The following is a 7,133-nucleotide window of genomic DNA, read 5'->3' on the forward strand; positions in this document are numbered from 1 at the left end:
CTCTCCTTGTTGATTAGAGTTATAACATTTTTAAAATTCGCTGAACAAGTTCAGTATCATCACTATCGTAACGATGCAAATCTTGCCAACTCCTAAGCCAGGTTATCTGCCGCTTCGCTAATTGCCGAGTCGCAATTATACTGTGCTCCTGCATTATCGCGAAACTCGTATTACCGCTTAAATATTCCCATACTTGCCGATAACCCACTGATCGTAGCGCAGGAAGACCTGCATTCAAATCAGCGCGGAAGTATAACCTTTCTACTTCTTCAATGAAACCCTTTTTCAGCATTTTAGTAAAACGTAGTACAATGCGGTGGTGCAATGTCTCACGATCAGGAGGGATAATTGCGATATTTAATGGCAAAAAAGTTAATTTTTGAGATTCTTGTTTCTCTAACCACGTCGAAATATTTTTACCACTTAAACGATAAACTTCTAAAGCGCGTTGAATTCGCTGTGGATCCGTGGGTTTAATTCGGCTCGCTGCGACTGGATCGACCTGCTCTAATTCTGCGTAAAGTGCAGCTAGCCCTTTTAACGAAAGCTCTTCTTCTAATTCAGCTCTAATCGAGGGGTCTGATGATGGCAACGGTGCCAAACCATTTTGAAGAGCATGGAAATACAGCATGGTACCCCCTACTAATAAAGGGATTTTTCCTCTTTGCTGAATTTCGTTAATACAGTGCAAGGCATCTTGGCAGAACTGCGCGACTGAATACGATTCGGAAGGATCCAAAATATCAATCAGATGATGAGGAACTTTGGCTTGCTCTTCTAGCGTTGGTTTTGCAGTTCCGATATCCATTCCACGATAAACTTGTGTTGAATCCACATTAATTATTTCAACAGGCAAGTGTTCAGCAATAGCAAATGCTAAATCCGTTTTTCCTGATGCAGTCGGACCCATTAAACAAATGACTTTAGGAAGTGTAGACATTGGAACTTATAAGGCCTTGATTATTGTTGGAGCAGTCATATTTTTACGGTCTTGAATACGCCAAACCGCCCAAACCGCTAGAACACCAAGTACTTTCGTAGAAGTCATGATAATCATCGAGAGCCAATTGACTCTTCCCAGCAGTGATAAAAACACAAAGCTATCCACTGGGGCACTGAGTGTAGCCGACAAAACGAGTCGTTGAGACAGGGGTTTATTTGTGTATGTGAATATTCCCCAGTCGATAAATTCACCTATCAAAAATGCTGATAAGCTAGCAAAAGCCACTGTTTCGTTAGCTAAAACATAACTCAAATATCCTGCAAATAGCATAGCGATGATGACATACCGACCGATTTCGCGTTGCGCAAAGTCACGAAATATATAGACCATGCCTACACTAAAATCGATAGGCGATATTAATTCATTGAATAAAACAAATAAGGGAGCCATTACAAAAAGTTTATTGAGTACAATAATTAAGATGATGTAAGTCAAGGTCGATTTGTAAGACTTTAGGATATTTTGCGAAAATTGTTTGATCATTTCTTACCACCCATACCAATAACGTAGCCATTATAACGTGATTTGCGATAAATAGACAATCTCCATGGAAAATAAGATTTATTTTGCAGAGTATTAATTTAAGCGTAGAGGCTAGGGGTCAGGCATGCATATTTGCATCAGGCTTTGCTAGATGCAAATATGCATGCCTGACCCCTAGTAGTTAAGTCTATAATTCTGTATGCTTGCGCCGAATTATTAGAGGAGCAGAGCTTCTCACAATAATGTTATTGGGGATAAGCACAGCTCTCCCCTGCTCTCTGGGGAGGTAGGTTCATGGATATAAAGTTTAACTCGAATGACGCGCTATTAGTTGTTGATATACAATATGATTTTCTTCCGGGCGGAACATTGGGCGTGCCATTGGGCGACCAGGTGATAACACCCATCAAAGAGCTTATTACTGCAGCCACTGAAGGCCACGCAACAATAATTGCCTCTAGAGATTGGCATCCGGCGAATCATATTAGCTTCCATGAACAAGGGGGGCCTTGGCCAGCTCATTGCGTTCAAAATACCCGTGGCGCTGAATTTCATCAAGATTTGAAATATCCTGAAAATACTATTGTTGTGAGCAAGGCAACAAAAGCCGATAGCGATGCTTATTCTGCATTCCATGCAGAGACAGAAAACGGTGTATCATTACCTAAAATTCTAGAAGAAAAAAATATTAAACGAATCATTATTTGCGGATTATGTCTTGATTACTGTGTAAAAGCCTCTTCTCTAGATTTAATAAAAGCGGGCTACGAAACTCTAGTCGTACTTAACGCCACAAAAGCAATTGATGTTGAAGATGGCCTCGAAACGATTAGATTACTAACAAGCTTTGGCGTGCAATTTATTTAAAATAGGGTCAAATCTTGACCCCTTTCCTCTCCTTTTCCTCAGAACTAGACACTAGGTCCCTTATAAGTTGATTGCTTAGATATTAAATTACGTGATTTCTCGTATACGCGCTTTAATGCCTCTGAGTTACGATCATCTTTTCCTTCCAGTGCTTTTAGCTTTTCATCGATCTTTTTGGTGATGTTCGTTAACACCTTCTGATTTTTATCTGAATTTTTATCTGGTCTATCCATCAGCTTTCTGATTGTTCTCAGATAACCAGCAGCTTCTATGAGGGCTTTTTCATCAGATTTCACCCATTGTTGGTTAGGCGCAGATTTTGCTTGATGGGATTGAACTGGCGTTGGTTTGTCTGAACCTCCTGCTGTGGGTTGTGGAGATGCTGACTGTTGAACTTTAGCTGGACCTTCTGTTGAGGATTTTGAAGGTGCCGGAGTTTGAGGCACAGCCGAACTTTGCGGATTTGCGGTACTGACGTTGGCTTGATTTGGAGAAGCGTTCTCGTTGAATTGTACTCTAGGGAGCTTCTCATAAAAGTTTTTTTTCAGTATTTCTAGAAATAAGTCATGAGCATTAAAACCAGCAATAATACCTTTTCCTTCTGCAACCCATGCCACATCACTTGGGAGTTTGGAAGTATTTACCTGAAATCTACCATTCCAATGGCTGTTTGCCATTGCTTGTATTCGGCCTGTTTTGTCGTGTTCCGCCACGACTACAAATGCCCATTGGCGTTCCGATTCTACGCAGACACGGCTAATCTTTTCTAAATCTGATTCTGATAATCTTTTGCCATGTTTGACCTTAAAGTGATGGGCAGTTTCGTGAACTAACAAAGAGGTTTTTTGCATGTCTCCAGAAATTAATGCTTTTTTAAATTCGTCATTAAAATTACCTTCTATTTCTGTCAGCATGTTTACAAGTGATTTAAAAACTTGTTTGCTCGGATCCTTTTCCTTTTTCATATCGGCCTCCCCCTATGCATTTATCTAACAAATAGAACACCTAGTTCAATTATAGATCATTTTCTGCAGTGTGGCGGATGAGCCAAGGTGTACAAGACTTCTATCCATTGGCCACCAGCAAATTCTTATACTATACTTAATACAGAGGGTATTAATGGTAGATTTTAGCATATTGAGGCGGTCATGCGTAAAGATAGTCAGCATAAAGAAACTATTGCGAAACTGAGCAGAACAGACCTCATTTTGCTGCGCTCATATGTAACTCAAAACCAACATTTCAGGAACTCCATCCAAGCAGCAATAACCGATTTAAATCAACGTTTTGGTGATTTCAATGTGTATTTGTTGATGAAGAATTTAGAAAATCATAATTTGCAAGTTTATACAGATGACAATGAACATTTAGAATTTCTAAAAGAAGTAATAGGAAAATCAGCTTGTTCAGACATTCTTAAAAATGCTTTACTGAAAAACATTAGCGTATCAAATTACGATCAAAAAATAACAATATTTCTGAACATTATTAAAAAATATCAACGAGAAGATATAGTTATCCTAGCCGAAAAATGTGCTGAAAACGGAACAGTACTCCGAGAAGATCAATTGCTACATTTGACCTTAAAGCTGAAGAACATGAGCGGCAACTCTGAAGCGCCAGCTGAAGAAGTCTGTAATGCTTGATTGTTCAATTCACGTTTTATCATGGCAGAATAATACCATAATCAAGTGAAATTGGCAAGATCAGCGTAAAAATTGCATAAACCCTGCAGCCGCAAGGAGTTCCTCAATGGGGCAAGTCTTGAATCGTGAATCACTAGAAAAGTAAAAATACTGTATTGCCTCACTAAAACGAAATACCTTTTGGAGCGTAATGAACTGTTGCGGTTAGAGCCTGATGGTCTAGAGAAAATTATTCATTCACGTGTCAAGACTTGACCCTACCTTGATAGCTTCCTTGACAAGCAAAGTAAACTAACTTATTGTCTCTCAAATGATAAACAATCAAGGATGATTAAAATGTCAAGCAAACACGCATTGACCGTAGCTGAGCAATTAAAAGAAAATTTTGATGCTATATGTGCGGATGATATGCAAACCTTAAACAGAGAAATTAAAGAAACAGAAGCTTTTCTTGCAAGTCTTAGTTCTAGATCCATGAGTCGAGGATCGAAACCCGCCGTAATAAACACAGATCCCGATCCGTCATTTGTACCAACAAAAAAATAATTTAGTGTGCCAAAATACAAGCGTTTTCTGTTCGAATATGTTCTTCTATTTGGCCTACCAGCTCTGCAGGAGTAATATTTCTGGATATATCACCTTGAATCACCGCAAGGTTAATATTTTTCTTTAACATCCAAACAATCAGTTCGCTACCTGATTGAAAAGTGTCTTGAAGTTCTATGTTATCACGACCTCTACTTTTCATCACTGCAGCAAGGCGATTAAAAACAAAGTATTCCATCTTTGCATCATTATGATCAACACCAAAGATGCTACATAAACGCAGCAGATAGATCCTCAAATCATTCAACTTGTTTATAGAGTGAGTTCGAACAAGAATAGATTGGTCCATCATCTGCAAAAACGTTGTCACTCTCTGGTCATTAAACGCAGCATTGCCTTGGTATTTAGCACAGATTTTACGCTTAAGATCTATCAATCTTTTTCTTGATTCTATCCGAACACCAGTGTATCTGATTATCTGAGATAGAGTAAAATAGGCCAAGGCTACTTCGTTGCTAAGAATTGCAGGACTAATAAATAAATTACAGGCTCTAGTAAAATCATGCTGAGATAATCCGCCTTTCACACAATTATTCAGCAGCTCATTTTCTAATTTCAATATTTCAAGCCGTCTTTTCGCATACGGATACACATTTGGCTCGGGTTGTGGCTCGACAAAATTGACTATGCTCTGCTGTCTGTAGTTGCGGGCAAGAATTACTTCTGAGAGTGTACCATTGCAGAATATTCTGAAGGAAGGTAATAAATCATCACACTCATGGCCTAACTGTAACACAAAATTTTCAAATTCAGCTATTAAGTCTCTTTTTTGCTTATCGCTATCAACGGTAATAATCAGACATTGCTTACCCAATCCTTCAGGCCACTGTCGAAGGAATTTATCTGCAGAAAACTGTTTAATGATTTTTCTAGGATAGCTGATCATATTCTTCACGGAACCTAGATAGCTTTTGCTAACAATATGAAGCGGCCAAAATTCACCATTTACATCCTTAACTACTGCCGATACCCAGGTAGGATAATAACGAGAATCTGTCGGTAATCTGTATAAATAAAACTGCTGACAAGGATTACGCATTCCTTGAATGACGATCTCTTCATGTGAAGGATAGATACCCCAATACCGTTGTCCAGTATTATCTGCACAGAGAAAACGAGCACCCTCTCTATGAAGTAATTCGAACACTGTTTTTTTCTTGGTATTAAGCGGCTCTTTCAGAAATTCTGCACATGGATAATCTCTATTTTCATAAACACTGAGGTGTAAACGCTCTGCCACAGCAGCTTGTTGTACAGGTGCTGGTGAAGCAACCACTACGCTTTGAGGGATTGCTTGGTGTAACCCAGGCTCCACTTCGTCTCGATTATCTGCGAATTCGTCATCTAGGACTAACTCGTCATAATTGAGATCCAGCCCGATCTCATTTTGAACGCCCCGAGAAGCATCGACAAAAGCCAGGATTTCTTCCTGCGGCTCCGGATCTAAATCTGGCTCTGGCCCTGGTACGGCAACCTCGTTAATGCGAGCCCGTTTCGTATGATCTGGCGAATGATCAGGCCTGAATTGCATTGCACGACCATACCTTTCCTCCGAAAGTGCAACTAATAATTCTGCATCTAGAATGCATGAGGCATCCACAAACTCAATTTCAATCCTTCTTTTTGGACTATCTAGTTGGCCCTCTTCATCACCTAAATTCAGTTCTCGAGGGGAGAGAAAAGACCCCTGTCTTACTGATCTAAGAGATCGCGGACTGTCTATTGGCTCTTTAGTAGGCGTGTTTTCATTAGAATCATACAGCTTCCCAAGACCGTAAAATATTTTTTTACTCTGTTTCTTACTTCTCATGGCGTTAACCCTCTATCTCTATTTTCTACTTTAGCTTTTGTTATTAACCTTATGATTATAATCATTTATATTCTAAATGCAACATATTTTATGATAAAACTCCTAATCGACTATTTATCAAGATTTGCTCCTTTTTCTCTTTAGCGCTGGCGTTGTTAATATTGGGCCAGTGGTATTTCAGCAAAAATAAGCTAGAATCATTTTGATGCTTGGATAATCTGGAATTCATTAGGAGTAGAGGTATGGACGGCGCTTTATCTGCATGGATTATTTTTATCGCGATTGTCTTAACATTACTAACATTAGACCTAGGCCTGTTTCATAAAAAAGACAGGGTAATCAGTATTAAAGAGAGTTTATGGATGAGCTCTTTTTATATATCCGTTGCACTACTCTTTGGATTGTGGGTTTGGCATCTTAAAGGACTGGGAAGTTTTGCTGAATATGTGACAGGCTTTCTCGTCGAAAAATCACTCGCAATAGACAATATTTTCCTTATTTCCTTGATATTCTCAAGCCTTTCAATCCCACTAAAGTACCAGCATCGAGTCCTATTTTGGGGAATACTTGGCGTAATCATACTAAGAGCAATAATGATAGGTCTAGGTGCACAGATTCTAACCCACTTCGAATGGGTTTTATATCTGTTTGCAATCTTTATGATTGTGACAGGAATCAAAATGATCTTTTTATCCCACAAACCCGTGGATATTTCTAA

At 39.1% G+C, this 7,133-nt stretch carries 8 protein-coding genes; 4 read left to right on the forward strand and 4 right to left on the reverse strand.

Annotated features, from left to right (window positions below; all coding sequences use genetic code 11):
• Positions 1-19: 19 nt before the first annotated feature.
• Together miaA and K2X50_09495 are read right to left on the reverse strand one after the other, a co-directional pair.
• A complete protein-coding gene (miaA, locus tag K2X50_09490) occupies positions 20-940 on the reverse strand; it encodes a tRNA (adenosine(37)-N6)-dimethylallyltransferase MiaA (GenBank protein ID MBX9587477.1) in 921 nt (306 codons plus the stop codon).
• Between the two features lie 6 nt (positions 941-946).
• Positions 947-1,486: a hypothetical protein gene (locus tag K2X50_09495; protein MBX9587478.1), complete on the reverse strand. Its 540-nt coding sequence runs from the start codon at positions 1,484-1,486 to the stop codon at positions 947-949.
• A gap of 294 nt (positions 1,487-1,780) precedes the next feature.
• Between K2X50_09495 and K2X50_09500 the strand changes: the two genes are divergently transcribed.
• Positions 1,781-2,353, forward strand: a complete 573-nt coding sequence (locus K2X50_09500) for a nicotinamidase (GenBank protein MBX9587479.1) — start codon at positions 1,781-1,783, stop codon at positions 2,351-2,353.
• 44 nt (positions 2,354-2,397) lie between these two features.
• On the opposite strand, the gene K2X50_09505 is transcribed toward K2X50_09500, so the two are convergent.
• Complete coding sequence (locus K2X50_09505) at positions 2,398-3,318, reverse strand: hypothetical protein (GenBank protein ID MBX9587480.1); 921 nt, start codon at positions 3,316-3,318, stop codon at positions 2,398-2,400.
• 183 nt (positions 3,319-3,501) lie between these two features.
• Here K2X50_09505 and K2X50_09510 point away from each other — a divergent pair, with 183 nt between their 5' ends.
• Together K2X50_09510 and K2X50_09515 are read left to right on the forward strand one after the other, a co-directional pair.
• Positions 3,502-3,999 carry a hypothetical protein gene (locus K2X50_09510; GenBank protein ID MBX9587481.1) on the forward strand — a complete coding sequence of 166 codons (498 nt, stop codon included), beginning with the start codon at positions 3,502-3,504 and terminating at the stop codon, positions 3,997-3,999.
• 336 nt (positions 4,000-4,335) lie between these two features.
• Positions 4,336-4,545, forward strand: a complete 210-nt coding sequence (locus tag K2X50_09515) for a hypothetical protein (protein ID MBX9587482.1) — start codon at positions 4,336-4,338, stop codon at positions 4,543-4,545.
• 1 nt (position 4,546) lies between these two features.
• Here the strand turns inward: K2X50_09515 and K2X50_09520 are convergent, their stop codons facing one another.
• Positions 4,547-6,415, reverse strand: coding sequence for a hypothetical protein (locus K2X50_09520; protein ID MBX9587483.1), 1,869 nt, complete (start codon positions 6,413-6,415; stop codon positions 4,547-4,549).
• A gap of 242 nt (positions 6,416-6,657) precedes the next feature.
• On the opposite strand from K2X50_09520, the gene K2X50_09525 reads away from it, so the two are divergent.
• Positions 6,658-7,133 (forward strand): TerC family protein (locus tag K2X50_09525; protein MBX9587484.1); only part of this gene is annotated, 476 nt, incomplete at its 3' end.

The organism is Gammaproteobacteria bacterium, assembly GCA_019748175.1.
In the GTDB taxonomy this organism is placed as follows: domain Bacteria; phylum Pseudomonadota; class Gammaproteobacteria; order JAIEPX01; family JAIEPX01; genus JAIEPX01.

Excerpts from the sequence above, each read along its gene's own strand:
- miaA (MBX9587477.1), bottom strand. The coding sequence starts at position 940 with ATGTCTACACTTCCTAAAGTCATTTGTTTAATGGGTCCGACTGCATCA.
- K2X50_09505 (MBX9587480.1), bottom strand. The coding sequence starts at position 3,318 with ATGAAAAAGGAAAAGGATCCGAGCAAACAAGTTTTTAAATCACTTGTA.
- K2X50_09520 (MBX9587483.1), bottom strand. The coding sequence starts at position 6,415 with ATGAGAAGTAAGAAACAGAGTAAAAAAATATTTTACGGTCTTGGGAAG.
- K2X50_09515 (MBX9587482.1), top strand. The coding sequence starts at position 4,336 with ATGTCAAGCAAACACGCATTGACCGTAGCTGAGCAATTAAAAGAAAAT.
- K2X50_09500 (MBX9587479.1), top strand. The coding sequence starts at position 1,781 with ATGGATATAAAGTTTAACTCGAATGACGCGCTATTAGTTGTTGATATA.
- K2X50_09495 (MBX9587478.1), bottom strand. The coding sequence starts at position 1,486 with ATGATCAAACAATTTTCGCAAAATATCCTAAAGTCTTACAAATCGACC.
- K2X50_09510 (MBX9587481.1), top strand. The coding sequence starts at position 3,502 with ATGCGTAAAGATAGTCAGCATAAAGAAACTATTGCGAAACTGAGCAGA.